Origin of the sequence: Streptomyces sp. NPDC049585 (assembly GCF_040675615.1) — a bacterium.
GTDB classification, from domain to species: domain Bacteria; phylum Actinomycetota; class Actinomycetes; order Streptomycetales; family Streptomycetaceae; genus Streptomyces; species Streptomyces luteosporeus.
On sequence record NZ_JBFAPE010000021.1, the window covers coordinates 66711 to 93178 of the forward strand.

The 26468-nt window shown below is 72.0% G+C and carries 29 protein-coding genes; 16 read left to right on the forward strand and 13 right to left on the reverse strand.

All coding sequences use genetic code 11. The features are described from left to right. The first annotated feature begins 11 nt into the window (after positions 1–11). Together AB0K17_RS21360 and AB0K17_RS21365 are read left to right on the forward strand one after the other, a co-directional pair. Positions 12–959 carry a glucosyl-3-phosphoglycerate synthase gene (locus AB0K17_RS21360; RefSeq protein WP_365969535.1) on the forward strand — a complete coding sequence of 316 codons (948 nt, stop codon included), beginning with the start codon at positions 12–14 and terminating at the stop codon, positions 957–959. A gap of 41 nt (positions 960–1000) precedes the next feature. Next, positions 1001–2479 (forward strand): trehalose-6-phosphate synthase, encoded by a 1479-nt coding sequence (locus tag AB0K17_RS21365; RefSeq protein ID WP_365969536.1) that lies wholly within the window; start codon positions 1001–1003, stop codon positions 2477–2479. Positions 2480–2512: 33 nt separating this feature from the next. On the opposite strand, the gene otsB is transcribed toward AB0K17_RS21365, so the two are convergent. From otsB to AB0K17_RS21380, 3 genes are read right to left on the reverse strand one after another with little or no spacing between them, the layout of a single operon-like run. Continuing rightward, positions 2513–3352, reverse strand: a complete 840-nt coding sequence (otsB, locus tag AB0K17_RS21370) for a trehalose-phosphatase (RefSeq protein ID WP_365969537.1) — start codon at positions 3350–3352, stop codon at positions 2513–2515. 20 nt (positions 3353–3372) lie between these two features. Then, a complete protein-coding gene (locus AB0K17_RS21375; RefSeq protein WP_365983870.1) occupies positions 3373–3648 on the reverse strand; it encodes a DUF3263 domain-containing protein in 276 nt (91 codons plus the stop codon). A 10-nt stretch (positions 3649–3658) separates the two neighbouring features. Next, positions 3659–4936, reverse strand: coding sequence for an extracellular solute-binding protein (locus AB0K17_RS21380; protein ID WP_365983871.1), 1278 nt, complete (start codon positions 4934–4936; stop codon positions 3659–3661). 234 nt (positions 4937–5170) lie between these two features. Here AB0K17_RS21380 and AB0K17_RS21385 point away from each other — a divergent pair, with 234 nt between their 5' ends. The 6 genes from AB0K17_RS21385 (at position 5171) to AB0K17_RS21410 (ending at position 10653) form a co-directional block, all read left to right on the forward strand. Then, positions 5171–6067: a sugar isomerase gene (locus AB0K17_RS21385; protein ID WP_365983872.1), complete on the forward strand. Its 897-nt coding sequence runs from the start codon at positions 5171–5173 to the stop codon at positions 6065–6067. Positions 6068–6185: 118 nt separating this feature from the next. Then, positions 6186–7142: an ROK family protein gene (locus AB0K17_RS21390; RefSeq protein WP_365983873.1), complete on the forward strand. Its 957-nt coding sequence runs from the start codon at positions 6186–6188 to the stop codon at positions 7140–7142. Continuing rightward, positions 7139–8293, forward strand: a complete 1155-nt coding sequence (gene nagA, locus AB0K17_RS21395; protein ID WP_365983875.1) for an N-acetylglucosamine-6-phosphate deacetylase — start codon at positions 7139–7141, stop codon at positions 8291–8293. Before AB0K17_RS21390 ends, nagA begins: the two co-directional genes overlap by 4 nt. Positions 8294–8416: 123 nt before the next feature. Next, positions 8417–9331, forward strand: a complete 915-nt coding sequence (locus tag AB0K17_RS21400; RefSeq protein ID WP_365983877.1) for a 1-phosphofructokinase family hexose kinase — start codon at positions 8417–8419, stop codon at positions 9329–9331. A gap of 23 nt (positions 9332–9354) precedes the next feature. Next, complete coding sequence (locus AB0K17_RS21405; RefSeq protein WP_365983878.1) at positions 9355–10182, forward strand: class II fructose-bisphosphate aldolase; 828 nt, start codon at positions 9355–9357, stop codon at positions 10180–10182. Positions 10183–10329: 147 nt separating this feature from the next. After that, positions 10330–10653 (forward strand): hypothetical protein, encoded by a 324-nt coding sequence (locus AB0K17_RS21410; RefSeq protein WP_365983879.1) that lies wholly within the window; start codon positions 10330–10332, stop codon positions 10651–10653. Between the two features lie 84 nt (positions 10654–10737). Here the strand turns inward: AB0K17_RS21410 and AB0K17_RS21415 are convergent, their stop codons facing one another. Beyond that, positions 10738–11694: a CBM35 domain-containing protein gene (locus AB0K17_RS21415; RefSeq protein WP_365983880.1), complete on the reverse strand. Its 957-nt coding sequence runs from the start codon at positions 11692–11694 to the stop codon at positions 10738–10740. A gap of 167 nt (positions 11695–11861) precedes the next feature. Then, the gene (gene cdgB / locus AB0K17_RS21420; protein WP_365983881.1) at positions 11862–13700 is read right to left on the reverse strand and encodes a diguanylate cyclase CdgB; all 1839 of its coding nucleotides are present in this window, start codon (positions 13698–13700) and stop codon (positions 11862–11864) included. 320 nt (positions 13701–14020) lie between these two features. Here cdgB and AB0K17_RS21425 point away from each other — a divergent pair, with 320 nt between their 5' ends. After that, the gene (locus tag AB0K17_RS21425) at positions 14021–14575 is read left to right on the forward strand and encodes a flavin reductase family protein (protein WP_365983908.1); all 555 of its coding nucleotides are present in this window, start codon (positions 14021–14023) and stop codon (positions 14573–14575) included. A 254-nt stretch (positions 14576–14829) separates the two neighbouring features. Here AB0K17_RS21425 and arfB read toward each other — a convergent pair whose 3' ends face one another. Further along, positions 14830–15267, reverse strand: a complete 438-nt coding sequence (gene arfB, locus AB0K17_RS21430; protein ID WP_365983882.1) for an alternative ribosome rescue aminoacyl-tRNA hydrolase ArfB — start codon at positions 15265–15267, stop codon at positions 14830–14832. Positions 15268–15398: 131 nt separating this feature from the next. Between arfB and AB0K17_RS21435 the strand changes: the two genes are divergently transcribed. Next, positions 15399–15974 (forward strand): TerD family protein, encoded by a 576-nt coding sequence (locus AB0K17_RS21435; protein ID WP_365970265.1) that lies wholly within the window; start codon positions 15399–15401, stop codon positions 15972–15974. A gap of 242 nt (positions 15975–16216) precedes the next feature. Here AB0K17_RS21435 and AB0K17_RS21440 read toward each other — a convergent pair whose 3' ends face one another. Further along, positions 16217–16861, reverse strand: a complete 645-nt coding sequence (locus AB0K17_RS21440) for an NAD(P)H-binding protein (RefSeq protein WP_365983883.1) — start codon at positions 16859–16861, stop codon at positions 16217–16219. 8 nt (positions 16862–16869) lie between these two features. Further along, positions 16870–17784: an EamA family transporter gene (locus AB0K17_RS21445; protein WP_365983909.1), complete on the reverse strand. Its 915-nt coding sequence runs from the start codon at positions 17782–17784 to the stop codon at positions 16870–16872. Positions 17785–17879: 95 nt separating this feature from the next. On the opposite strand from AB0K17_RS21445, the gene AB0K17_RS21450 reads away from it, so the two are divergent. Both AB0K17_RS21450 and AB0K17_RS21455 read left to right on the forward strand, forming a co-directional pair. Then, on the forward strand, positions 17880–18371 hold the full coding sequence (locus tag AB0K17_RS21450) for a MarR family transcriptional regulator (protein WP_365970261.1): 492 nt from the start codon (positions 17880–17882) through the stop codon (positions 18369–18371). Between the two features lie 83 nt (positions 18372–18454). Then, positions 18455–19348 carry an alpha/beta hydrolase gene (locus AB0K17_RS21455; RefSeq protein ID WP_365983884.1) on the forward strand — a complete coding sequence of 298 codons (894 nt, stop codon included), beginning with the start codon at positions 18455–18457 and terminating at the stop codon, positions 19346–19348. Between the two features lie 5 nt (positions 19349–19353). On the opposite strand, the gene AB0K17_RS21460 is transcribed toward AB0K17_RS21455, so the two are convergent. From AB0K17_RS21460 to AB0K17_RS21470, 3 genes are read right to left on the reverse strand one after another with little or no spacing between them, the layout of a single operon-like run. Next, positions 19354–19848: an NUDIX domain-containing protein gene (locus AB0K17_RS21460; protein ID WP_365983885.1), complete on the reverse strand. Its 495-nt coding sequence runs from the start codon at positions 19846–19848 to the stop codon at positions 19354–19356. Beyond that, entirely contained in the window at positions 19845–20039 is a 195-nt protein-coding gene (locus AB0K17_RS21465; protein ID WP_365983886.1) for a DUF397 domain-containing protein, read from the reverse strand. The genes AB0K17_RS21460 and AB0K17_RS21465 overlap by 4 nt, the downstream gene beginning before the upstream one ends. Next, the gene (locus AB0K17_RS21470; RefSeq protein WP_365983887.1) at positions 20029–20874 is read right to left on the reverse strand and encodes a helix-turn-helix transcriptional regulator; all 846 of its coding nucleotides are present in this window, start codon (positions 20872–20874) and stop codon (positions 20029–20031) included. Before AB0K17_RS21470 ends, AB0K17_RS21465 begins: the two co-directional genes overlap by 11 nt. A gap of 116 nt (positions 20875–20990) precedes the next feature. On the opposite strand from AB0K17_RS21470, the gene AB0K17_RS21475 reads away from it, so the two are divergent. Further along, the gene (locus AB0K17_RS21475; RefSeq protein ID WP_365970256.1) at positions 20991–21338 is read left to right on the forward strand and encodes a hypothetical protein; all 348 of its coding nucleotides are present in this window, start codon (positions 20991–20993) and stop codon (positions 21336–21338) included. A gap of 629 nt (positions 21339–21967) precedes the next feature. Here the strand turns inward: AB0K17_RS21475 and AB0K17_RS21480 are convergent. Then, positions 21968–22570, reverse strand: coding sequence for a TetR/AcrR family transcriptional regulator (locus tag AB0K17_RS21480; protein ID WP_365983888.1), 603 nt, complete (start codon positions 22568–22570; stop codon positions 21968–21970). Between the two features lie 102 nt (positions 22571–22672). Between AB0K17_RS21480 and AB0K17_RS21485 the strand changes: the two genes are divergently transcribed. Together AB0K17_RS21485 and AB0K17_RS21490 are read left to right on the forward strand one after the other, a co-directional pair. Then, positions 22673–23593, forward strand: coding sequence for an alpha/beta fold hydrolase (locus tag AB0K17_RS21485; RefSeq protein WP_365983889.1), 921 nt, complete (start codon positions 22673–22675; stop codon positions 23591–23593). Positions 23594–23723: 130 nt separating this feature from the next. Next, on the forward strand, positions 23724–23915 hold the full coding sequence (locus tag AB0K17_RS21490) for an antitoxin (protein WP_365970234.1): 192 nt from the start codon (positions 23724–23726) through the stop codon (positions 23913–23915). A gap of 27 nt (positions 23916–23942) precedes the next feature. On the opposite strand, the gene AB0K17_RS21495 is transcribed toward AB0K17_RS21490, so the two are convergent. Then, positions 23943–24524: a GNAT family N-acetyltransferase gene (locus AB0K17_RS21495; RefSeq protein ID WP_365983890.1), complete on the reverse strand. Its 582-nt coding sequence runs from the start codon at positions 24522–24524 to the stop codon at positions 23943–23945. A 277-nt stretch (positions 24525–24801) separates the two neighbouring features. On the opposite strand from AB0K17_RS21495, the gene AB0K17_RS21500 reads away from it, so the two are divergent. Continuing rightward, entirely contained in the window at positions 24802–26421 is a 1620-nt protein-coding gene (locus AB0K17_RS21500; RefSeq protein ID WP_365970232.1) for a M4 family metallopeptidase, read from the forward strand. Positions 26422–26468 lie beyond the last annotated feature (47 nt).

The following is a 26468-nucleotide window of genomic DNA, read 5'->3' on the forward strand; positions in this document are numbered from 1 at the left end:
GAGTCCTACACGTGCTGGATGAGGTGGAGCGCTGGCTGGCCCAGCGGTCCTGGTCCGCAGCCGATCGTCCGCTCGACCGGCTTCTCGCTGCCAAACGCGGCTCGGGCACCACGGTCAGCGTCGTACTGCCGGCGCTGAACGAGGAGGCCACGGTCGGCGCCATAGCGGCGACGATCCGTCGCGAGCTGATGACGGACGCCGTCCCGCTCGTGGACGAGCTGGTGGTGCTGGATTCCGGCTCCACCGACCGTACGGCGGCGGAGGCGGCGGCGGCCGGGGCGCGCGTGGTGCACCGCGACGAGGTGCTGCCGCGGATCCCGGCCCTGCCCGGCAAGGGCGAGGTCCTGTGGCGCTCGCTGCTGGTCACCACCGGCGACGTGATCTGCTTCGTCGACGCCGACCTGCGGGACTTCTCGGCCACGTTCGTCTCCGGCATCGTCGGCCCGCTGCTGACCGACCCCGAGGTGCAGTTCGTCAAGGGGATGTACGACCGTCCCCTCGGCGAGGCCCCCGGCCAGGGCGGCCGGGTCACCGAGTTGGTCGCCCGCCCGCTGCTGAACCTGCACTGGCCGCAGCTCGCCGGCTTCGTCCAGCCGCTGGGCGGCGAGTACGCCGCCCGCCGCTCGCTGCTGGAGCGGCTGCCCTTCCCCGTCGGGTACGGCGTGGAGCTCGGCCTGCTCGTCGACGCGCTGCACACGGTGGGCCTGGACGCCCTCGCCCAGGTCGACGTCGGCGAGCGCAAGCACCGCCACCAGGACGGCCGCGCGCTCGGCCGGATGGCAGCCACCATCTACCGCACGGCGCAGCTGCGGCTGGCCCGCGGCCACCTCGTGCGGCCCGCACTGACCCAGTTCGAGCGAACGGCGGAGGGTTTCGTCCCGCGGACGTACCCGGTCGACACCGAGGAGCGCCCCCCGATGGCCGGAATCCCGGAGTACGCCCGCCGGCATGCCGCGTAAGCGTACGTTTGAGCGGTTCTCCCGGGGGCAAGGCTGGCGACATGGTCGTTGAGCACACCCACACCTCCCCCGGCGCGGCGCCCATCGTGGTCGCCTCCAACCGCGGCCCGGTCTCCTACCGGCTCGGCGAGGACGGCACGCTGCATGCGGGCCGCGGCGGCGGCGGGCTGGTCTCGGGGCTGAGCGCGATCGGCCCGGACGCCGGGGCCGTGTGGGTCTGCGCGGCCCTCGGCGAGGGCGACCGGCTCGCCGCCCGGCGCGCCGGGCGCAGGCTGGACGCCGCCGACACCGGCGAGCAGCCGGTGCGGATGCTCGACATCCCCTCCGCCACCTTCGCCGCCGCGTACAACGGCGTGGCCAACTCCGTCCTGTGGTTCCTGCACCACATGCTCTGGCAGACCCCGCTCGAACCGTCCTTCGACAGCGGGTTCCGCGAGCAGTGGGCCCAGTACGAGGCGTACAACACCGCCTTCGCCGACGCCGTCGCCGAGGAGGCCGCCGAGGGCGCCAGCGTCCTCGTCCAGGACTACCACCTCACCCTCGTGCCCGGGCTGCTCCGCGCCCGCCGCCCCGATGTGCGCATCGGCCACTTCTCCCACACCCCGTGGGCCCCGCCCGACTACTACCGCCTGCTGCCCGACGACATCGCCGAACAGGTGCTGCGCGGCATGCTCGGCGGCGACCGGGCCGCCTTCCTCACCCGCCGCTGGGCCGAGTCCTTCGCCGCCTGCTGCGCGAGCGTGCTGCCCGGCGCGGAGATCCTGCGCGAGGAGGACGGCACCGCCGCGGCCGTCCGCTTCGAGGACCGCACCACCCGGCTCGGCGTGCACGGGCTCGGCGCCGACGCCGAGTTCCTGCGCGCCCGCGCGCACCGGCCGGACGTCGAGGAGTGGATCGACCGGCTGCGCGAGCAGATCGGCCCCGACCGAAGCATCGTCCTGCGCGTCGACCGCACGGAGCTCTCCAAGAACATCGTGCGCGGCCTGCACGCCTACCGGCGCCTGCTGGAGGACCACCCCCAGTGGCGCGGCCGCGTCGTCCACCTCGCCTTCGCCTACCCCTCCCGGCAGGACCTGAAGGTCTACCGCGACTACACGGACGAGGTCCAGCGCGTCGCCCAGGAGATCAACTCCGCCTTCGGCACGGACTCCTGGCAACCGGTCTCGCTGCAGGTCAAGGACGACTTCGCACGCTCCCTCGCCGCCTACCGCATCGCCGACGTGGCCCTGGTCAACCCCATCCGCGACGGCATGAACCTCGTCGCCAAGGAGGTCCCCCTCGTCTCCGACCGCGGCTGTGCGCTGGTGCTCTCCCGCGAGGCCGGCGCCGCGGCGGAGCTGGGCGAGGACGCGCTCCTGGTGAACCCGTACGACGTGGAGGCGACGGCACGCGCCCTGCACATGGCCCTGCTGATGGACCCGGCCGAGCGCGCGGAGCGCACGAAACGTCTCACGTCCGCAGCAACCGCCCTGCCCCCGGCCCACTGGTTCACGGACCAACTGGCGGCGCTGCGACGGTAGGCCCTCCCGGGGGCTTCGCCCCCGGGAGACCGCTCAGCCCAGCTTGTCCGCAAGCGCGGTCAACAGCTCCACCACACCCGACGGCCCGTCCACCACAAGGTCCGCCCGCTCGGCCAGCACCGTCACCTCCGCACTGCCACTGCACACGAGCGTCCCCGCCACCCCCTCGCCGCGCAGCTCCTCCACCGCCGCGAAGGCGGCCACGTCGCCGAGGTCGTCGCCGGCGTACAGCACCGCGCGGGCCCCGGTCTCGCGGAGGTAGCCGGCGAGGGCGACGCCCTTGTCCACACCGGGCGGGCGCAGTTCGAGCACGAACCGCCCCGGCTCGACGATCAGCCCGTGCCGCTCGGCGAGCGCCGCGAGCGGCGCGCGCAGCGCGTCGAAGGCGGCCTGCGGGTCGGTGGCGCGCCGGGTGTGCACGGCGATGGCCCGCCCCTTGTCCTCGGTCCAGGTGCCCTGCCACGTACCGGACGCGTCGAGCACGCCGGGCAGCTCGGCCCGTACCGCCGCCACGCCCGGGTGCGGCGCCGGGGCGCGTACGGTGCCGGTGACCGCGTCCCAGCGTTCGGCGCCGTAGTGGCCGAGCACGACCAGGCGCTCCAGGCCCGGCACGCCGGCGAAGCCGCCGTGGCGCACCGCGGCCCCGGCGGGGCGGCCGGTGACAACGGCGACGGAGGCGAGGTGCGGGGCGAGGCGGGCGAGGGCGGGCACGGCGCCGGGGTGGGCGCGGGCCCGCTCGGGGTCGGTGACGATCTCGGCGAGGGTGCCGTCGAAGTCGAGGGCGACGACGGCGTGTTCGGGCCGCGCGAGCAGCGCGGTCAGGCCCTCGCGGCCGGCGTCGGTCACGGGTTCCGGAAGCGGTTGGCTGCCCATGGGGCCCGACCCTACCGGTGTCAGCGGCGCTCGCGCCGCTCCTCGCGCAGGCGCCGCAGCCGGTTGACGGTGACGGGGTCGTGGGCGAGGGCGCGGGGGTCGTCGAGCAGGACGTTCAGGAGCTGGTAGTAGCGGGTGGGCGTGATGCCGAGGCGTTCGCGGACGGCCCGTTCCTTGGCGCCGGGCCCGGGCCAGGACTGCCGTTCCAGGGCGAGGACGGCGAGGTCGCGTGCGGACAGGCCGCCCCGGGGGCGGCCCTCCGGCGCGTCCGTTCCGCCGTCCTTCTCCCGACTCACGTACTCCAACCTACCGGTCGGCCAGCTCCGTCGCCTCGGCCTCGCGCTGGATCTCGCCGAGGACGGCGGCGGGGTCGCCGCTCTTCTGCACGACGGATCCGATCTTCTCCTTGATCGTCGCGCTGACCTTGGCCCAGGAGGTCTTGTCGGCCGGGTAGAAGTCGGCGTTCTGCAGCTGGTCGAGGAACGGCCACAGCTTCTCGTACTGCCGGTCCAGGTGCATGGCGGCCGAGGCGGACTCGGTCACCGGCAGCAGCTGGTACTGGCCGGTGAAGCTGAGGTGGTTGTCCTTGCTGAAGACGAAGTCGAGGAAGGTGCCGATCTGCTCGCGGTGGCCGTTCTGCTTGAAGGCCATGATCCAGTCGGCGACGCCCATGGTGGAGGCGGCCTTGCCCTTGATGCCCGGCAGCGGCGCCGTCCCGTACTTGAGCTTGGCGGCCTCCGCCTGCTGCATCAGCGTCGGGTGGCCGTGCAGCATGCCCACGTCGCCCTTGCAGAAGGCCTCGAAGAGGTCCTGGCGGTTGGTGCGGGCGGGGTCGCCGGGGCCGGTGAGGCCCTTGCCGACGAGTTCGTCGCGCACCCACGCGAACGCCTTGATGTTCGCGTCCGAATTGATCGTATATGCACCGGTGTTGTCGGTGTAGCCGCCGCCACCCGCCAGCATCCACAGCATCGTCTCGGCGGGCGCCTCCTCGGGGCCCAGCGGGAGACCGAAGGGTATCTTCACGCCGGCCGCCTTGAGCTTGACCGCCGCGGCCTGTAGCTCCTCCCAGGTCTCCGGCGCCTTGCCGATGCCGGCCCTGGTGAAGAGGGACTGGTTGTAGAAGAGCATGCGGGTGCTGGAGACGAACGGCAGGCCGTACTGCACCCGGTGCACCTCGCCCGCCTTGGCGATCGGGGTGATGAAGTCCGCCTGGGTGGGGATGGAGATCAGCTGGTCGGCGCTGTAGAGCTTGCCGGCGGCCGCGAAGTCCGCGTACGCACCGATCTGCGCGATGTCGGGCGCCTTGCCGGCGGCGACCATGTCGGCGACCTTCTTGTCGACCTCGGTCCAGCTGTAGACCTCGACGTCGATCTTGATGCCGCTGTGCTTGGACTCGAAGTCCCGAGCGAGGGAATTCCAGTACTTCTTGGAGCTGTTGTCCGGTTTGTCGCCGTAGTCCGCCGCGACCAGCTTCAGCTTCTTGTCGCCGACGGGGCCCTCACTCCCGCACGCCGTCAGAACGGGCGCCAGCGCCGCCGTCGCCACGCCCGCCGCCGTCATGCCCAGGAACCGCCGCCGCTGCACCTTCTGCTACCCACCTTGTGGTTCGTGTCCGCACTATGGAGACCGTGAATCTCCCCCCTGGGATTCGTGAGTCCCGTGGAGACCGTGAGTTTCTCCCGCGCGCAACCTTACGGTCTACGGATCCCGCGTTGCGCTTCGGTATCGCCCTAACGCCCTTCCCCCAGGTCAGCGCGGACTGCTATGCACGGGAACGACCGATTGCCGCACCACCGCACCCGCAAGGAGCGCAGCCGCATGAAGCCGTCACTGACCACGCGTGAGCTGTCCACCCAGCCCGCCTCCTGGCGCCGCGCCACCACCGCGGCCGCCCACACCCCCGGGCTCCCCGCCCCCGGCGAACGCGTGGCGGTCACCGGCTGCGGCACGTCGTGGTTCATGGCCCAGGCGTACGCGGCCCTGCGCGAGGCCGCCGGCCACGGCGAGACCGACGCCTTCGCCTCCTCCGAATTCCCCGTGGGCCGGACCTACGACCGCGTGGTCGCCATCACCCGCTCCGGCACGACCACGGAAGTACTGCACCTCCTCGACACCCTCCGCGGCCGCACCCCCACCCTCGCCCTGACCGCCGACCCGCACACCCCGGTGATGCACACGGCGACCGAGGTCGCCGTCCTGGACTGGGCCGACGAGGAATCCGTCGTCCAGACCCGCTTCGCCACCACCGCCCTGGCCTACCTGCGCACCGGCATCGACGGCGCCGCCACCGTCGAGAAGGCCGCAGCCGACGCGGAGGAGGCCCTGGCCGAGGAGTTGCCGATGGCGGCACTGATCGCCGAACAGTGGACGTTCCTCGGCCGCGGCTGGACGTACGGGCTGGCGCAGGAAGCGGCCCTGAAGATGCGCGAAGCGGCCGGAGCGTGGACGGAGGCCTACCCCGCGATGGAATACCGCCACGGCCCCGTGGCCATCACGGCCCCCGGCCGCGTGACATGGGCCTTCGGCCCCCTGCCCGACGGCCTCCCGGCCGAGGTCGCGGCCACCGGCGGCACCCTCGTCCACGCGGAGGGCCGCGACCCGATGGCGGACCTCGTCCGCGCCCAGCGCCTGGCGGTGACCCTGGCACAGACCCGAGGCCTGAACCCGGACGCCCCCCGCAACCTGACGCGGAGCGTGATCCTGCCGACGAGGTGAGGCGCCGGACCCGAAATCGGGGCTCCGCCCCGGACCCCGGCCCCACCACAGGCGGTACCGGCCGCCACCCCGGCGAGTGGACTAGACCTTTCGTGCTCCGACGCGCAAAACTACAGGCGTGAAACACGTCATCGCCCTCGACGTCGGCGGCACCGCCATCAAGGCGGCCCTCGTCGCCCCGGACCACACGCTCCTGTACGAGACGCGCCGTCCCACCGGCCGTGAGCGGGGGCCGGATGCCGTCGTGGCCGGGATCCTCGATCTGGCCGCCGAGCTGCGCGGCGTCGGTGAGGAGCGGTTCGGGGAGGGGGCCGTGGCGGCCGGGGTGGCCGTGCCCGGGATCGTGGATGCGGCCTCCGGCACCGCCGTGTACGCCGCGAACCTCGGCTGGCGCGACGTGCCCCTGCGCGACGTGCTGGCCGAGCGTCTCGGCGGGATTCCCGTGGCCGTCGGCCACGACGTGCGCACCGGCGGGCTGGCCGAGGGCCGTATCGGTGCAGGCCGGGGCGCGGACCGCTTCCTGTTCGTGCCGCTGGGCACCGGCATAGCGGGCGCGATCGGCATCGACGGCCGGATCGAGGCCGGCGCCCACGGCAACGCGGGCGAGATCGGCCACGTGGCCGTCCGTACCGGCCCGGATGCGCCGCTGTGCGGCTGCGGGGGCCGGGGCTGTCTGGAGACGCTGGCCTCCGCCTCGGCCGTCAGCCGTGCCTGGGCCGAGGCCAGTGGCGACCCGGCGGCGGACGCGGCCGGCTGCGCCCGGGCCGTCGAGGCCGGCGACGAGCGCGCCCGCGCCGTGTGGCAGCGCGCCGTGGACGCGCTCGCCGACGGCCTCGTCGTGGCGGTCAGCCTGCTGGACCCCGGCATGTTGATCATCGGCGGCGGGCTGGCCGAGGCCGGCGGGACGCTGTTCGCGCCGCTGCGCGCGGCGGTCGCCGAGCGCGTGACGTTCCGCAGGCTCCCCCTCATCGTCCCGGCGGCCCTCGGGGACGCCGCCGGCTGCCTGGGCGCCGGTCTGCTCGCCTGGGACCTGCTCGCCGTCCCCACCGACACCACGGAGGTATCCGCCCGATGAACGAACGTACGGTTCTCACCGGAGCCCGCGTGGTCCTGCCGGCCGGGGTCGCGGAGGACGACCGGCTGACGGTGGAGGGCACCCGGATCGCGGAGGGCGTGCCGCACGAGGCGCCCACCATGGATCTGACCGGGCACTGGATCGTCCCCGGCTTCGTGGACATGCACGTGCACGGCGGCGGTGGCGCGTCGTTCCAGGCGGGTGGCGCCGAGGAGGCGATGACGGCGATCGGCGCGCACCGCGCGCGCGGCACGACGACCATGGTCGCCTCCATGGTGACCGGCGACCTGGACGACCTGGCCCGGCAGGCGGCGCTGCTGTCGGAGCTGACGGAGCAGGGCGAGCTGGCCGGCGTCCACTTCGAGGGTCCGTTCATCTCGCCGCACCGCTGCGGCGCCCACCAGCCGGAGCTGCTGCGCGATCCGCACCCGGCGGACGTGCGCAAGCTGCTGGACGCGGCCCGCGGCGCCGCCCGGATGATGACGCTGGCCCCCGAGCTGCCCGGCGGCCTGGACTCGGTGCGTCTGCTCGCCGACCACGGGGTCGTGGCCGCCGTGGGCCACACCGACTCCTCGTACGAGGCCACGCTGGAGGCCGTCGAGGCGGGGGCCACGGTGGCCACCCACCTGTTCAACGCGATGCCCTCGCTGCTGCACCGGGCGCCGGGGCCGGTGACGGCCCTGCTGGAGGACGAGCGGGTCACCGTCGAGCTCATCAACGACGGCACCCATCTGCACCCGGCCGTCCTGCAGCTGGCCTTCGCGCGGGCCGGCGCGGACCGCGTCGCGTTCATCACGGACGCGATGGCCGCCGCGGGCATGTCCGACGGCATGTACACCCTCGGCCCGATGGGTGTCGAGGTCAGGGACGGCGTCGCCCGCATCTCCGACGGCCCCACGGCCGGTTCGATCGCCGGCTCCACGCTCACCCTCGACGTGGCCTTCAAGCGGGCGGTGACGGTCGACCGGCTGCCGGTCGAGGACGCCGTACGGGCCCTGTCCGCCAATCCGGCACGACTGCTCGGCGTCGACGACCGTGTCGGCTCCCTCGAACCCGGCAAGGACGCGGACCTGCTGGTGTTCGACGGTTCCTACGACCTGGTGGGCGTCATGCGCAGGGGAGAGTGGCTGGTCCGTCCCGAAGTGGGCTGATTGCTCCTCCAGTTGCGGCGCGGCGGCAGGTCCCGAGGTCTGGGCCTGCCGCCGCGCATTTGGCATGATCACTGGCGCTGTCGTCCGCCGGACGAGGAGAGAGTCGAGGAGAGAGAGGCGCCGATGATCCTCACGGTCACGCTCAACGCCGCGCTCGATCTGACCTATCGCGTCCCCCAGCTGCTCCCGCAGACCGAGCACCGCGTCACCCAGGCCCTCGAACGCCCCGGCGGCAAGGGGCTCAACGTCTCCCGCGTCCTGGCCGCCCTCGGCCACGAGACCGTCGTCACCGGCTTCGCCGGCGGACCCACCGGCGAGACCCTGCGCCGGCTGCTGGCCGACGCGCCCGGCCCGCTGACCGACGCCCTCCTCCCCGTCACCGGCACCACCCGCCGCACGGTCGCCGTCACCGACGCCGCCACCGGCACCACCACCCAGCTCAACGAGACCGGCCCCGACATCACCCCCGGCGAATGGGCCGCCTTCACCGACCGCTACGCCCAACTGCTGTGCGACGCCGACGCCGTGGCCCTGTGCGGCAGCCTGCCACCGGGCGTGCCGGTGGGCGCGTACGCCCATCTCGTACGGCAGGCCCGGGCCCGCCACGTACCCGTCCTGCTCGACACCGGCGGCGAACCCCTGCGGCGCGGCATCGCCGCCCGCCCCGACGTCGTCAAGCCCAACGCCGCCGAACTGGCGGCCCTCACCGGCTCGACGGAACCCCTGCGCGCCGCCATGGACGCCCGCCGCCGCGGCGCCCACACGGTCGCGGCCTCCCTCGGCCCCGACGGCATGCTGGCCGTCACCCCCGACGGCATCTGGCGGGCCACCACACCCCGTCCCCTGCAGGGCAACCCCACGGGCGCCGGCGACTCGGCCGTGGCCGGTCTCCTGCTCGCCCGCGACCTGCCGTGGCCCGACCGCCTCGCCCGGGCCGTGGCCCTGGCGGCCGCCACCGTCCGCTCCCCGACGGCGGGCGACTTCGACGCGGCGGCGTACGAGGACCTGCTCCCGCAGGTACGGGTCACGGCCATGTGACACCCCACGACAGGAGCCGCCACATGCCCCTCATCCGCACCAGCGAGCTCATGAAGTCCGGCCGTCCCCTCGCCGCCTTCAACGTCATCACCCTCGAACACGCCGAAGCGATCGCCACCGGCGCCGAGGCCGCGGGCACCCCGGCCGTCCTCCAGATCTCCGAGAACGCCGTGAAATACCACGGCGGCGCCCTGGCCCCCCTCGCCGCCGCCACGGCCGCCGTGGCCCGCACCTCCAGCGCCCCGCTCGCCCTCCACCTCGACCACGTCGAGACCGTGGACCTCCTCCACGCCGCCCACGCCCACGGCTTCGGCTCCGTCATGTTCGACGCGTCGAAACTCCCCTACGCCGACAACGTCAAGGCAACCGCCGCGGCCGTCCGCTGGGCCCACGCACGCGAGATCTGGCTGGAGGCCGAACTCGGCCGCATCGGCGGCAAACCGGGCGACGCCCACACCCCCGGCGTCCGTACGGACCCCGCCGAGGCCGCCGCCTACGTCGCCGAGACCGGCGTGGACGCCCTCGCCGTGGCGGTCGGCAGCAGCCACGCCATGACCACCCGCACGGCAACCCTGGACCACACCCTGATCGCCACCCTCCGCGCGACCGTCCCCGTCCCCCTGGTCCTCCACGGCTCCTCGGGCGTCCCCGACGAGGAACTCCGCGCGGCGGTGACAGCGGGCATCCGCAAGATCAACGTAGGTACGGCCCTGAACCGCGCCTTCACGACCACGCTCCGCGCCTCCCTCGCAGCCCACCCGTCGACGACGGACCCCCGCAAACACCTCACCCCGGCCCGCGAGGCGATGGCCGGGGTGGTGACGCAGTTCCTGGAGACAGTGCGCTTCTGAGCAGGAGTCAGGCGGGAGCAAACCGGCCAAAACCGATTATCGAATCGAACAAAAGAGCTATATGATCTTGAACCTCTCGCTCCGACACCGGTTGCGAGAGGTGACCGTGAGACCGCATGAGGGGAAGAAATGCGCCGAGGGATACGAATGATGACCATGAGCGGCGCGCTCGCACTGGGCGCGCTGTTCGCAGGATCGTCGTCCGCCCAGGCCTATGGCTGGGGCCAGGCCAACAACTGGAACAACGCGTGGAACATCCGCTCCGCGCAGACCACGTCCGCACCCGTGATCGCCAGGATTCCGGCCAAGCAGGACGTTCCTTGCTGGTACGAGTACTGCACGGGAGAGGAGACCGGTGGTTCCTACACCTGCCCCGGCTCCTCCACTAAGTACAACACGTGGGTCCCGCTCAACTACAAGAGCCGCAAGGGCTGGGTCGCGAGCCGTTGCGTGGGCTTCCGCCAGGGCTGACCGACTCGCCCGGCCAATGAAGCCCTGAGCCTTCGCGTTCCGTCCAAGACGCGAAGGCTCAGGGCTTTCTTCGATACGCCGACGTCAGCCGTTCACGTGCCCCGGCTTCAGCCACACCTGGTCGAGGTTGAAGTTGCACTGATTGCCCTGCTCGCACGAAATCTTTATGGTGTTCGTGCCCTTGTTCAGGTCGATCCATGCGAACGTCCGGGTCCAGCCCTTCTCCCAGTCGCCGTTCTTGGCCTGGGCGAAGTTCTTCATGTTCAGGGCCTGGCTACGCGCGGACCCGTTGATCGAGAGCGTGGAATTGGCGTCCACGCCCGGCACGCCGTATCCGACGAACACCGTGTACTCGCCGGCCTGCGGGACTTCCAGCACCCACTCGACTGAGGCGCCAACCGCGTTCATGCCGGCGATGTACGTGCCGCCGTCGGCCTTCGCGCCCTTCACGTCCTTGGCGGTGGTGGCCCCGCCAGCGAGCCGGAGGCTCGCGGCGTCCCGCTGCATCATGCCGGCCGCCGACGGGTTCTTGGGACCGTCGTCGCCCTTCTTTGCGTCACTATCCTTCTTGGACTTCTGGGACTCGTCCCGATCTGCGCCGCCAGCGCTGTTCTGCTGGCCGCTCTTGCCGTCGCCCGACATGTTGGCCACGATCGCCGCGCCGATGCCGCCCGCGACGACCACCACGACCGCCACCGCGGCTATGAGCAGCCCGCGGCGCTTCGGCCGGGCCGGTGGGGCGGCGTGGCCGCCCTGGGGCTGGGGGCCGGGGGCGGGGGTGCCGCGGCCGAGCGTCTCCGGGGCCGCGTAGTGCGGGTTCGGGCGCTGGGCGGCGCCGACGCCCTGGGCGCCGCCGTAGGTGCGGGAGCCGACCGGGCGGACCTGGTTGTACGACGTGCGCGGGACGCCCGGCTGGTAGCCGGCGGAGTCCTGGTTGGTGCCCTCGCCGCCCTCCGAGCGGTACAGGTAGCCGAACGGATCGTCGTTCTCCGGCGTACCGGTGCCCGGGCCCGTGCCCGTGCCGTTGTTACCGGCCGTCATCCCCTGTCACTCCCCACATGGTGTGCCCATCGGCGCCCACGCTGATACCCGCCGAAACCGCAGCTGTCGGCGGCGGTTGCCGCATCGGCGAAGCGTACCCCGAGAGGGTGGTTTCACGCCGTGCCCCTGCCCTTCACAACGTACGCAAAACCCCACGGTCCCGGCACTCAGCCGGCACGTCTTCCGGCCTTGGCACGTGATCTTTTCTCGACGTACATCCGCTGGTCGGCCGAGTGGAGCACCTCGTCGGCGGACATTCCGCAGCCGGCCCAGCCGATTCCGAAACTGGCCCCCACCCGCACGGCGCGTCCGTCGACCCTTATAGGCGGAATGATCGCATTGCGCAGCCGCGCCGCGAGGTCCTCGGCGTCGGCGGGGGTGAGCCCGTCGGCCAGGACGACGAACTCGTCGCCGCCGAGCCGGGCGACCGTGTCGCCGTCGCGCACCCCGCTGCTGAGCCGCCGGGCGACCTCTATGAGCACCTCGTCGCCCGTGTGGTGCCCGAAGCGGTCGTTGATCGCCTTGAAGCCGTCGAGGTCGCAGAAGAGGACGGCGAGCCCCTTGGTGCCGTCGGCGAGGTCCTCGTCGGGGGCGATGGCGTGCTCGTGGTGGTGGTCGTAGCCGCCGACCGGCGGCATGCCGCCGTAGTCCTCCGGGGAGACCGGGGGGAAGTCCGGCGCGTAGTCGGGTCCGGCGTCGGAGCCGAAGCCGTGACCGTGGCCGCCGTGACCGTGACCATGACCATGACCGCCGTGGCCGTGACCGCCGTGGCCCGGGCCGGCCCCCGCGCCGGCCCCGATGCCCGCGGCCTCCAGCGCGGCCGGCACCGCGACGCCCGCGGTGACGCTCTCGACCTCGGCGAAGCCCTCCAGGTGCCCGTACGGGGCGACGGTGGCCGCGCCGCGCGTCTCGCTGCCGGGCGGCCGGCCGCACAGCCGGCTGCTGAGGCGGGCGCGCAGCTCGGCGCTGTTGGGCAGGCCGGTGAGCGAGTCGTGGCTGGCCCGGTGCGCGAGCTGCAGTTCGTGCCGCTTGCGCTCCTCGATGTCCTCCACGTGCGTGAGCAGGTAGCGGGGCCCGTCGGCGGCGTCGGCGACGACGGAGTTGCGCAGGGAGACCCACACGAAGGTGCCGTCGCGGCGGGCGAGGCGCAGTTCGGCGCGGCCGCCCTCGGCGGAGGTGCGCAGCAGGGTGCCGACGTCGTCCGGGTGGACGAGGTCGGAGAAGGAGTAGCGGCGCATCTGGGAGGCGGAGCGGCCGAGCAGCCGGCACAGGGCGTCGTTGGTGCGGTGCAGCCGGCCGTGCTGGTCGCCACCCATCTCGGCGATGGCCATGCCGCTGGGCGCGTACTCGAAGGCCTGGCGGAAGCTTTCCTCACTGGCGCGCAGGGCCTGCTGTTCGCGTTCGAGTCTGACCAACGCGCGTTGCATGTTTGCGCGCAAGCGAGCGTTACTGATTGCAATCGCCGCCTGCGATGCATACATCTGAAGGGCTTCGCGGCCCCATGCGCCCGGTCTGCGCCCATTGCGCGGTTTGTCCACCGAAATGACGCCCAGCAGTTCGCCGCCGGACGGCCCGGTCGTATACATCGGGGCGAACAGCCGGTCCATCGGGTGCCACTCGTCGGCGAAGCGCGGCGCCGGTCCGCCGGTGTGCCACTGCGGAACGTCGTCGTCGTCGAGGACCCAGCCCTCGGTGTACGGAATGAACCTCAGCTCGCCCCACTGGTCGCCCATGGCCAGCCGGCGCTCCCACGACACGCGCGACCCGACGCGCCCCGCCATGAGCGCCTCGGCGCTGGCGCTACCGGCCACCGCGGCAACCACGAGGTCGCCGTCCGGTCGTACGAGATTGACGGCCGAGAGCTCGTAGCCGAGCCCGGTGACGACACCGTCGGCCACGGTCTGCAAGGTGTCCGCGAGGCTTCGCGCGGTGTTCAGGTCCGCGATGGCCCGGTGGACCTGTTTCAAGGTCGCCAGGCGGACATACGGCTCCGACTCGGTCTCCATAGCTCGCTCTCCCCCGAGACCTCGACAGCAACTCCAGACTTCTTGTTTTCGTCCGATTACCCGGCCACTGAATCACAGCGAGCTGACTGCCCGGTACACAGGGTCAACAATTAGAGCCCACTGTGACTCATGTCACAATGAGTGATCGCGCCACGCTACTGGCGTTCGAGTGACCTCTATGCTTCGTGAACGCAAATTCGGACACACGGGACCCCGCGACCTAGGACCGTGTCCCCCTCCCTCCTGGTCCCCGGGCCCGATGCGTCCCGTCCCCCGGGCCGACTAGCGTGCGGAGCGTGTTGCAGACGACTACGCCCACCGTGACCGGCATAGCCCATCCTGAAGGGGTGACCGCCGCCAGTGCCAGTGAGGGAGTGACCGCCGACGAGTTCCGTGCCGCCCTCGCACGGCTCGCCGCCGGCGTGGTGCTGGTGACCGCGCACGACCCTGAGGACGGGCCGCGCGGCGAGGACGTCGGCATGACGGCCACCGCCTTCCTGTCCGTCTCCCTCGACCCGCCCCTGGTCATGGTCAGCGTGCGCACCGGCTCGCGCATGGACGAACTTCTGGAGCGGCAGCCGCTGTGGGCGGTCTCCGTCCTGGCGGAGCAGCAGCGCCACATCGCCGGCCGCTTCGCGATGAAGGGCCGCCTCAGCGACCGGCTGCTCTTCGAGGACATGGCCACCGCGCGCGGCCCGGTCACCGGCGCCCCCCTGGTGCACGGCGCCCTCGCCGCCGTGGAGTGCCGCACCGAGCAGCGCGTGGCTGCCGGCGACCACACGCTCGTCATCGGCCGCGTGCTGCGGGTGGACACACCCGACACGGGCAGCGGCCCACTGACGTACTTCCAGGGCCGCTACCGCCACCTGGCGTAGCACCACGGCGCCCCGAAGGGGCGCGGGGCAGTATCGATCTGCGGCTGCCGCCGCGTGGGCGCGACGAACCACCACGCACCCGCAGACGGAATGCGCCCTGCGCCACCACGGTGCCCCGTAGGGGCGCGGGGAACTGCGCGAACGGCCACCGACGGCCCGCAGCCGATGCACGAACCTGCCGGGCGCATCGTGGCTTGTCGCGCCCACGCGGCGGTAGCCGCAGATCGATACCGCCCCGCGCCCCTACGGGGCGCTTAGTGCCAGTCGCGCGCGGAGCGACCGCGCTTGGTCTCGGCGCGCTGCTTCTTCTCCCGCAGCCGGCGCTCGTTGATGCCGCGGGGGATCTTCGTCGCCCGGCGCGGCTTGGGCGGCGGGGCGCTCGCCTCCGCCAGCAGGGTCGCCAGCCGTACGGCCGCGGTCTCGCGGTTGCGCCACTGGGAGCGGTGCTCGGAGGCCCGTACGCTCACGACGCCGTCCACCAGCCGGCCCTCCAGGCGGGCCAGGGCGCGTTCCTTCCACACCGGCGGCAAGGCCTCGGTCGCCGCCAGGTCGAAGCGCAGCTCCACCTGGCTGTCGCTGGTGTTGACGTGCTGTCCGCCCGGCCCGGACGAACGGGAGAAACGCCACATCAGCTCCCCCTCGGGGAGCGTGACGGAACCGCGGATGACATAAGGGCCGGACATGCGTTCCATGATGTCCCCGGCGGCCGGAACTCGTCATCCCGTTAATGTCCGGCAAAGAAAGTAAAGGGACCTGGAACCCTCGGTCCCCCACATGGCGTTATGAGGGGCGACGCAGCTCGTACGCAGAAAGGGACCATCCCATGGCTGTAAGCCTGTCCAAGGGCGGCAACGTCTCCCTCACCAAGGAGGCCCCGGGCCTGACGGCCGTCACGGTCGGCCTCGGCTGGGACGTCCGCACCACCACCGGCACGGACTTCGACCTCGACGCGAGTGCGATCGCCGTCAACCCGGCCGGTCGCGTCTACTCCGACGCCCACTTCGTCTTCTTCAACAACAAGTCGACGCCGGACCAGTCCATCGTCCACACCGGTGACAACCGCACCGGCCAGGGCGAGGGCGACGACGAGCAGATCAACGTCAACCTGGCCGCCCTGCCGGCCGACGTCGACAAGATCGTCTTCCCGGTCTCCATCTACGACGCGGCCTCCCGCGGCCAGAACTTCGGCCAGGTGCGCAACGCCTACATCCGCATCGTCAACCAGGCCGGCGGCGCCGAGATCGCCCGCTACGACCTGAGCGAGGACGCGGCCACCGAGACCGCCATGGTCTTCGGCGAGCTCTACCGCCACGGTGCGGAGTGGAAGTTCCGCGCGGTGGGCCAGGGCTACGCCTCGGGCCTGGTCGGCATCGCCCAGGACTTCGGCGTCAACGTCTGATACGGACGCGCCCCCAGGGGGCGCCGTTGGCTGGTGCCGTGCCCCGTCAGGGGCGCGGGGAACTGCGCGATCGGCCACCGACGGCCCGCAGTCGACGCGCCACCCCGAGACCGGGCGAAGCACGGCACCCTGTCCGCGGGCGCGTCGTGGCTTGTCGCGCCCACGCGGCGGCAGCCGCACATCGACAACGCCCCGCGCCCCTCACGGGGCGCCGTGCATGGCGAAGGTCCGCCGGACAGGCCCTAGTACGCGACCGTGAAGCGCCGCCCGCGGTGGCGGGGGTGCTCCGCCTCGTCGAGGACGGCCACCGCGAGGTCCTCGACGGAGATCTCCGAGCGGCCCGCGGCGTCGACGAGCAGTTCGTCGCGCCCCGCCCGGTACATCCCCGTCCGTGCGCCCGGTTCCAGCAGGGCCGGCGGGCTGAGGTACGTCCAGTCGACGGCGGCCGTACCGGCGTTCCGGAAGACCTCGTACTGCCGGACGCTCGCCAGGGCGATGCCCCGCCACGCCGCGGGCACGTACCGCGGGTCGTCGTACACGGGCTTCCCCGAATCCCGTACGACCAGGCTGCCCGCGCCGCCGACCACCAGCAGCCGTACGCCCGTGCCCGCGAGCCCGGCCAGCAGGCCGGCGGCGGTGGCGCCGTGGTCGTCCTCCCGGCCGGCGGCGGGCCGGGTGGCACCGACGACGAGGTCCTGGTCCGCGCCCAGCGCCGCGACGTCGGCGGCCACCGAGGCGTCCCCCGTACGGTGCCGGGCGCCCGGCGGCAGCTCGCCGAAGCGGGCCGCGTCCCGTACGACGGCCGTCACCTCGTGGCCCCGCTCCAGGGCCTCGGCCACGATCCGGCCGCCCACGCTTCCGGCGGCACCGAAGACAGTGATGCGCATGTTCTCGCTCAGCTCCTTTGAGACGTTCGAGGCATTTCAGGCAGAGGTGCTTTCTGTTCCGCGGAGGCCCTCGACCTCCGCGTCTGGGCGACGACCAGCGACCCGAGCACGACGAGCCCGCCCAGTACCTGCGCCGGCGCCAGGTCCTGACCGAGGGCCAGCCACCCCACCGTCGTGGCGACGACCGGGCTCAGCAGGCCCAGGAAGGTGACGTCGGTGGCGGGCAGCGCCCGGATGCCGCGGAACCACAGGGCGTACGCCAGCGCCGAGCCGACGACGGCGAGATAGGCGTATCCGGCGAGGTTGCCCCCGGTCAGCGACGCCGGCGGCGGGCCCTCCACCAGCAGCGCGACCGGCAACAACAGGATGCCGCCGGCCACCAGCTGCCAGCCGGTGGTCGCCAGCAGCGGCGCGGGCGAGGCCCAGCGCTTGCTGAGCACGACACCGGTGGCCATGACCACCGCGCCACCGAGGGCCGCGGCGACCCCCAGCGCGTCCAACCGGGCGTCGGCCCGCAGCACCAGCAGGCTCACACCGGCCACTCCCGCCGCACCCGCCAGCACCGTGCGCAGCGAGAGCCGCTCCCCCAGCAGCCCGGCCGACAACCCGGCCGCCAGCAGCGGCTGGACGGCCCCCACGGTGGCGGCGACGCCGCCGGGCAGCCGGTAGGCGGCGACGAACAGCAACGCGAAGAACGCCCCGATGTTGAGCGCCCCCAGCACGGCCGCCCGCCACCACCAGCTGCCGCGCGGCAGCCGCCGGGTGACCGCGACCAGGACGAGCCCGGCCGGCAGCGCCCGGACGACGGCGGCCAGCAGGGGCCGGCCGGGCGGGAGGAACTCGGTGGTGACGACGTAGGTGGTGCCCCACACGGCGGGCGCGAGGGCGGTGAGGAGCAGGGTGGCGAGCCTGCTGTTGCCGATGTTGCCGTTGCTCGGATCGCTTAGCACTAAGCCAATATATCTCACCGCTAAGCAATCTGTCTCACCTCTAAGAGATCCGCGGCTAGACTCGACCCGTGACCGACCACGTCGACCGCGTCCTCGAACAGTGGGGCCGGCAGCGCCCGGACCTCGACGTCTCCCCCATGGCCGTCATCGGCCGCCTCTCCCGCCTGCAGCAACTCGTCTCCACCGAGCTGCGCCGTACCTTCGCCGCCCACGGACTGGACGCCGCGTCCTTCGACGTCCTCGCCACCCTGCGGCGCAGCGACCCGCCCCACCGCCTCACCCCCGCCGAGCTCATGCGCTCCTCCATGGTCACCTCGGGCGCCATCACCCAGCGCCTCGACCGCCTCCAGGAGCGCGGCCTGGTCACCCGCGCCCCCAGCCCCGCCGACGGCCGCAGCGTCGTCGTCACCCTCACCGACGAGGGCCGCGCCCTGATCGACCGCGCCCTGCCCGACCACGTCGCCACCGAGGAACGCCTGCTCGCCACCCTCACCCGCCCCGAACGCGACGCGCTCGCCGGCGCACTCAAGCGCCTGCTGTGCTCCTTGGACGACGGGTAGAAAAGGGGTAGGAAACGGGTAGGAACACCGACGCCAGGGAAGCCTCTCCGTCGCCCCCTCCACATCGAGGAGTTGGTACGACGGTGAGCGAGGAAAAAGCCCTGAACGTCGGACCGTCCGCCATCGATATCGCCTACGAGCGCCTGGGCGACCCCAAGGACCCGCCCCTCCTGCTGCTGATGGGCGGCGGAGCGCAACTCACCGACTGGCCCGACGGCTTCTGCGCCGCACTCGTCGACCACGGCCTGCACGTCATCCGGTTCGACAACCGCGACTCCGGACGCTCCACCCACCTCCACGACGCGCCCGCCCCCGACCTCCAGGCCGCCCTGGCAGGCGACTTCGCCTCCGCGTCCTACACCCTCTCCGACATGGCCGCCGACACCATCGGCCTGCTCGACACCCTCGGACTCGACAGCGCCCACCTCGTCGGCGCGTCCCTGGGCGGCATGGTCGCCCAGACGATCGCCATCGAACACCCCGACCGCGTACGGTCATTGACATCGATGATGTCCACGACCGGCGACCGCCGCGTCGGCCAGCCCCGCTTCGCCGCCCTCGCCGGCATCGGCGCCCCACCACCGGACCGCCAGGGCTACATCGACTGGCGCGTCCGCGCCTTCCGCACGATCGGCTCCCCCGCATTCCCCTACGACGAAGCGGTCGCCGCCGAGCGAGCCGCACGCGCCTACGACCGCGGCCACGACCTCACCGGCATGCTGCGCCAGTCCGTCGCCACGCTCGCCTCCGGCGACCGCACACCCGCACTGCGTTCGCTGCGCGTACCCACCCTCGTCGTCCACGGCGCGGACGACGTCATGTGCGACCCCAGCGGCGGCCACGCCACGGCGGCGGCCGTACCCGGCGCGGAACTCCTGCTGATCGAGGGCATGGGCCACAACCTCCCCCGCGAGGTGTGGCCCGCGATCACCGACCGCATCGCCGCCCTTGTGCGGCACGCGGAAGGGGCCGACTGACGCCGTCAGTGATGCCAGGGCAGCCGCACGGGCTCGCCCGGTACGCGCCCGGCGACCAGCTCGCCCAGCAGGCCGGCGAGGCCGAGGGGGTACACGGTCTCGGCACTCCCGGCGAGCTCGCCGGGCGCCCACCAGCGGTGCCCCGCGTGGTACGCGCGCTCGTCGGCGCCCTGGCCGCCGGCGTCGACCGTGTGACGCGCCACGCGGTAGTGGAAGAAGTCGTCCCGGAAGACCCCTTCGGCCCAGCCGAGATCGGCATACCCGGAGGTGTACGCAACCGCCGGCCCCAGCTCCTCCGGCGCCACGACCAGCCCCGTCTCCTCCCGCAGCTCCCGAGCAGCAGCCTGAGCCAACGTCTCGCCGCCCTCCACCCCACCGCCGGGCGTGAACCACGCGTGCCCGGCTGCCGGATCGCCGGGATCGACGTGGGTCTTCAGCAGCAGGAGGCGGTCCGCCTCGTCGAGCAACAGGACTCGGGCGGAACGCCGGCGATAACTCATCGCAGGTACGCCACGAAGGCGGCCCAGGTGGGGGTGGGGAAGGCGAGGGTGGGGCCGTTCGGACGCTTGCTGTCGCGGACGCGGGTTATATGGGGTATGTCGTCGGCGACTTCGAGGCAGTCGTCACCGCCTCCGCTGTAGCGGCTCTTGCGCCAAACGCCGCCGGTCAGCGACTGATCTTCACGACTCATCTGCATACTCCTCCGCCACGGATGCGATCAGGTCCAAGGAAGCCGCCGGCGACAGCGCAGTTGCCCTGAGAAAATCGTAGGCGAGCTGATAGCGGGCCACCTGGGCCGGATCGTCCCTGAGCATGCCGCTCATGGCGCCTTCCACATACGCCACAGGAGGCGCGTCCGCAAAGCTCATGAGCTTCAGCAGTCCGCCCAGAGTGAGGATGCCCGCCCTCATCGGCACCACCTGCACCACGATGCGCCGCTTGTCGACCAGAGCCGCCAGGTGCGCAAGCTGTTCACCCATGACGGCGGGTCCGCCGATCGGGCGGCGAATGACGCTTTCGTCGAGGACGGCCCACAACAAGGGCTCTGTTGGATGCTCCAGGATCCTCTGACGCTCCAGCCGACCCGACACCCATCGCTCGATCTCACTGTCCGGCGCCAGCGGAAAGCCGCCGATCATTACGGCGCGTGCGTATGCAGCGGTCTGGAACAGCCCGGGCACGTAGAGCGGCGCGTAGGCGTGAATCGCCGTGGCGATGCCTTCGAGATACTTGGTCTCCACGAAGTAGTCGCGGTAAGGAGCGTTGTCGATCAGCTGCCGGCACATCCTGGCGAAGAAGCCGTCCGTCCCGAGCTCCACGTCGATCCGCTCCGCGATCTCCAGCTGCGGCTTGCGCATGCCGGCTTCGAACTGACCGATGTACGACCCGGAACAGAAGACCCGACGTCCCAGCTCCTGCTGTGAGAGTCCACGCTCCTCGCGGCGACGCTTCAGCTCGGCCCCGAAGAACTCCCATCCGAACTTCGCCCTGCCGTGCCAGCCGATACCGCCCGATGTGTTGGCCATGACTTAACTCCCCTTGCCCACAGTGCTGTTGTAGCCGCGCACCCCCTCCCGAAACTAGGCCCCGCCGCACAACGCTGAGGCCCGCATTGGTCAGCACAACCCGAAGGGAACATTCCATGACCTACCGCGAGGGGGCCTACGTCGTGGACACGCGGGACGCGACGCTCGCACAAGTACTGGGCAACGCCGGACCGCATGTGCGGGTCAAGGAGCCGGGCGGCGCGTACGAGTGGTACGTGCCCACGAACGCGCTGCGCCTGGCCACCCAGCAGGAGCGCCGGGCCGCCGGCCTGCCCGGCACCGCGTCGACATCACCGATCGGTTGCACGGAGTGCGCCGACCTGGAGGCGGCGCGGCGGGAGGCGGTGAAGGGCGGTGACGAGAAGGCCGTCGCCGACGCGACGGTGGCCGTGCGCAGTCACTTCCGGTGGGCACACCTGATGCCGCAGGGGGTGTGGAGGTGAGGTGCGGGTGAGTGGGTCGGGTGACGGAGTGTGCGCTGCGCCGCTGCGCGGCTTGGGGGGCGGAGGGCCGGGCTGCGCCCTGGGCGGTCCACCCGCTGCGCGGCCGGAAGCGCGCATCCCGCACGGGAGCGGTGCCCGGCACCGGTCTGAGCGATGAAGCGAGGTGCGCCGCTGCGCGGCTGAAGGGCGAGCCCCGCAAGAGAAAGGGCGCCCCGGATCGCAGTGAAACCCGCCGCTACGCGGCTTGGCAGCGTTTCCCCGCATCGTGGGGGCACCCCCGACGAGTGCTCCCGCGGCCAAGACGGCACCCGAACCCAGTGCCGGCATCCTGACAGCGCAGCGAAGCGGAGCGGCCGACCCACCGGGAGGGGAAACGCTGCCAGTGCGGGCCGAGCCCTCAAGCCGCGCAGCGGCGGACCTCACTCCGCCAGGCAAACGACACGGGGCACCGAACCCGCTCCGGGCTCCCCCTTCCAGCCGCGCAGCGGGTGGGCCCCCAGGGCGCAGCCCGGCCCTCCGCCCCCCAAGCCGCGCAGCGGCGCAGCGCACCCTCCCCCACCAAACCCACCCACCCGCACCGCATCCCCACCCCACCCACACCCGCACCCGCACCTGCCCCACCCGCCCGCTCAGCCCCCGAACAGCCGGTCCAAGTGGTGGCGCAGTACCGTCGTCGCCGACTCCACCGTCCGCTGGCCCACCAGGACCGACGTCCCCAATCCGGCCGACAGCGCCAGCAGGGTGATCGCCTCCGTGCGGACGTCCGTCCCCTCGGGCACGAGGCCCGCGTCCTTCGCGCGTTGGAGGAGGCCCGCCACCGCGTTCTCCGCCGCGTCGGGGTCCTCCGTGAACGGCTGGGCCGCCAGGGCCTCGTCCGTGACGGACAGTACGGCGTACGCGGTGTGGACGAGGTGGAACGTACGGCTCTCGTCGTCCGTGGGCAGCGCTTCCGTCAGGAGGGCCTCGATGAGGGCGCGGGGGCCGGCGGTGTCGCCGGCGGCTCGTACGCGGGCGGCGACCCGGGCTTCGAGTCCGGCGGTCAGGTGGCGCAGGCCGTAGAGGAGGAGCTTCTCCTTCGTTTCGAAGTAGTACTGCACCAGTCGGAGCGAGACACCGGCCTCGGCGGCCACGTCGCGCATTCCGACCGCGTGCAGTCCTCGTCGGCCGGCGACCCTGACGAGTGCTTCGGCGATCTGCCGGCGTCGTTCGTCGTGGTCCACGCGTTTGGGCATCCGCAGACCCTCCCCTCACCTCTTCCCTCTTCATGGTACAGCCGTATCACGTTCATGGTACGGTCGTACCACAAAACCGCACCCCTCGGAGGTGGTCGACCCATGTCCGCGCCCGCAACCACGTCCCGCGACCGTCTCCCGGCCGACGTGGGCCGCTACGTGAACGACGCCCTGCGCGACCGCTACTTCGCCGCCTGCGACGAGGTCTTCGCCCTCGGGCCGGCCCCGACCGCGGAAACGGACGTGGAGACCACCTTCGGGACCACGCACGTCTACCGCTACGGCCCCGCGGCAGCGCACCGCACCCCCGTCGTGCTGGTGCACGGCGCCGGCTCCAACTCCGCCATGTGGTACCCGAACGTCGCCGCCCTCGGCGCGGAGCGCCCCGTGTACGCCGTCGACACCCCCGGCGATCCGGGGCGCAGCGTCCAGCACATGGCCATCCACCAGCCCGAACGCGCGGCGCAGTGGCTGGACGAGGTGCTCGCCGGCCTCGGTCTGGACGAGGTCCACCTGGTCGGGGCGTCCTACGGCGGCTGGCTCGCGCTGAACCAGGCGCACCGCCGCCCCGCCCGGCTGGCCTCGGCCACCCTTCTCGACCCCGGCGGCCTGGAGAAGGTGGGGGCACGCTTCTTCGCCTGGATCTTCGTCAGCGCGTTCGCCACCTTCGCACCGGGCCCGTTGCGCCGGCGCCTGGCGGTGTGGCTGGACCAGCCGGTCCTGGTGATGCCCGAGTTGCAGCGGATGGTCATGCTGGGCGTGCGCGCCTACCGGATACGCCGTCCGGCCCCGCTCCCGCTCACCGACGAGGAGCTGGCCACGGTCCGTACGCCGCTGCACGTCCTGCTGGGGGCGCGCAGTCTGCTGCTGCACCCGCAGCGGCAGCTCGAACGCGTCCCGCGGCTGGTGCCGGGCGCCCGGGTCGAGATCGTGCACCAGACCGGGCACGGGCCCCAGATCGACCACGCCGAGGCGACCAACGGCCGGCTGCTGCGTTTCATGGACTCCGTCGACGGAGCCTGACGCGGCCATCCGTACGCCCCGCGCCCGCCCCCGTACGCCCTGGGCTCGGGATGCGGGGCGGGGCCGCGCTGGCGATCCTGAGGGGGTCAGGTACACACGGAGAAGGACCGCGCCCCGGGAGGATCGCGCCATGTCCATGCTCGACAAGCTCAAGGGACTGCTCAAGGGCCACGAGGACACCGCCCGGCAGGGCGTCGAGAAGGGTGGTGACGCCTTCGACGCCCGGACGGGGAACAAGTACCAGAGCCAGGTCGACACTGCTCAGCAGAAGATCAACGAGCAGCTCGGCACCCAGGAGAGGCGGCCGGACGACCAGCAGTAACCGTCATCGGCCCCCACCTCACCCACCTCACCACAACCTGTCGATCCCGCCGGGGTGGAGCCGGATGCGGCTCCCCCGGAAGGCCGGCTCCGCGCGCCGTGCGCGCTCGGTGAAGAAGTCGGCCATGGTCACCTTGTCGAACCCCGGCCGGTCGCTGGGGAAGGGGTCCTGCGGCGTACCGCCGACGAGGACCGCACCCTCCAGCACCCGCCAGCCCGCGCGCTCGTAGAAGCCGCGCGTCGGGCGGTCGCAGGTGAAGATCCCCAGGTCCGCACCGTTTTGCGCTATCGCGTCACGGGCGGCGGCCACGAGCCGCCGCCCGTTTCCCATGCCCCGGTGCGCCGGTGCCGTGACGACCGCGCTCAGGCCCGCGGCCCGGTAGCGCTCGGGCGGCGCGCCGGGCGCGCCGTGTTCGATGTCCTTGGTGAGGATGTCGAGCGCCGCCAGCACTTCGCCCTGTGCCGAGACCAGCAGCATGGTCACCGGGTGCAGGGCGGGGTCGTGCCCGCCGCTGCCGCCCATGCCGGGCCAGGCCTCCTCGTGCAGGGCGTCCACTTGAACGCGCAGAGCCCTCGGAACATCTGACTCCGTATAGGTTCTGATCGACACGCGCGCCCTCTTCCTTCACTCCCGTCGACGGTCGAATCGATTCTGCATACAAACGGCGGGCCTCCGGCAGATGAACACTCCCGCAGGTCTTCTCAACTCACCGCATAGCGGACGCAAATGACCGCTATTTGTTTACCGATAGATCAAATCCTTGTTGCGCCCCTGTCAAAGTCGAACGATCAGTGGCACTCTCTCCTCAATTCGCTCCTGCACAACTCCTGTACCAACGAGCGGCGTCGGCACACGCTGCACGTAACCCCCCTCATAGGAGACTGAGTTGAGAAGCAACAACGCCACCCCCCGCACCACCTCCCTGCGTGCAGCCGCCCTGGTCGCCTCGGCCGCGATGGTCGTGATCGGCGCGACGACCGGCTCGGCGAACGCCTCGGCCGACAAGGCCCAGGGCGGGCAGCAGCTCGCGCTGTCGGCCGGCCAGCGGGCCGCGGCCATCAAGGACGCGCAGGGCGAGGCCTCCTCGACCGCCGCGAAGATCGGCCTGGACGGCAAGGAGAAGCTGGTCGCCCGCGACGTCGTCAAGGACGCGGACGGCACGGTGCACACGCGCTACGAGCGCACGTACGACGGTCTGCCGGTGCTCGGCGGCGACCTCGTGGTCCACGAGAAGAAGAACGGCGCCCGCGACGTCACCAAGGCGACCGACGCCTCGATAGCCGTGCCCACCACGACCTCCGCCCTCGGTCCGGGCACGGCGAAGAAGAGCGCACTGAGCGCTGCCGCCGAGGAGAAGACGACCAAGGCCGACGCCGGCCAGGCGCCGCGCAAGGTGATCTGGGCCGCGCAGGGCAAGGCCGTGCTCGCGTACGAGACCTTCGTCACCGGCGTCCAGAAGGACGGCACGCCCAGCAAGCTGCGGGTCATCACCGACGCCGACACCGGCAAGAAGCTGTACTCCGAGGAGCGCGTCCACACCGGCACGGGCACCAGCACCTACAGCGGCACGGTTCCGCTGACGACGACGAAGACGTCCTCCGGCTACAGCCTCACCGACGGCTCGCGCGGTGGCCACAAGACGTACGACCTGAACCAGGGCACGTCCGGCACGGGCACGCTGTTCACCAACTCCAGCGACGTGTGGGGCGGCGGCCGCCAGACCGCCGGCGTGGACGCCCAGTACGGCGCGGCCGTCACCTGGGACTTCTACAAGAACGTGCTCGGCCGCAGCGGCATCCGCAACGACGGCAAGGGCGCCTACTCCCGCGTCCACTACGGCGACGGCTACGTCAACGCCTTCTGGGACGACGACTGCTTCTGCATGACGTACGGCGACGGCGAGAACAACGCCCACCCGCTGACCTCCCTCGACGTGGCCGCCCACGAGATGAGCCACGGCGTCACCTCCGCCACCGCCAACCTCAACTACAGCGGTGAGTCCGGCGGCCTGAACGAGGCGACCTCCGACATCTTCGGCACCGCCGCCGAGTTCTACGCGAACAACTCCACCGACCCGGGTGACTACCTGATCGGCGAGAAGATCGACATCAACGGCGACGGCAGCCCGCTGCGCTACATGGACAAGCCCAGCAAGGACGGCTCCTCGCGCGACTACTGGTCCTCCTCGCTCGGCAACGTGGACGTCCACTACTCGTCCGGCCCCGCCAACCACTTCTTCTACCTGCTGTCCGAGGGCAGCGGCAGCAAGGTCCTGGGCGGCGTGACCTACAACAGCCCGACCTACAACAACTCCAAGATCACCGGTATCGGCCGGGACAAGGCCACCAAGATCTGGTACAAGGCTCTGACCACGTACTTCACCTCCACCACCAACTACAAGGCCGCCCGGACCGCGACGCTGAAGGCCACCGCGGACCTGTACGGCTCGACCAGCAACGAGTACAAGACGGTCGCCGCGACCTGGTCCGCGATCAACGTCAAGTAACCGCAGGTCCTCCCCAGGGCTCACGCCCCCTCCGCCCCACGGCGGCG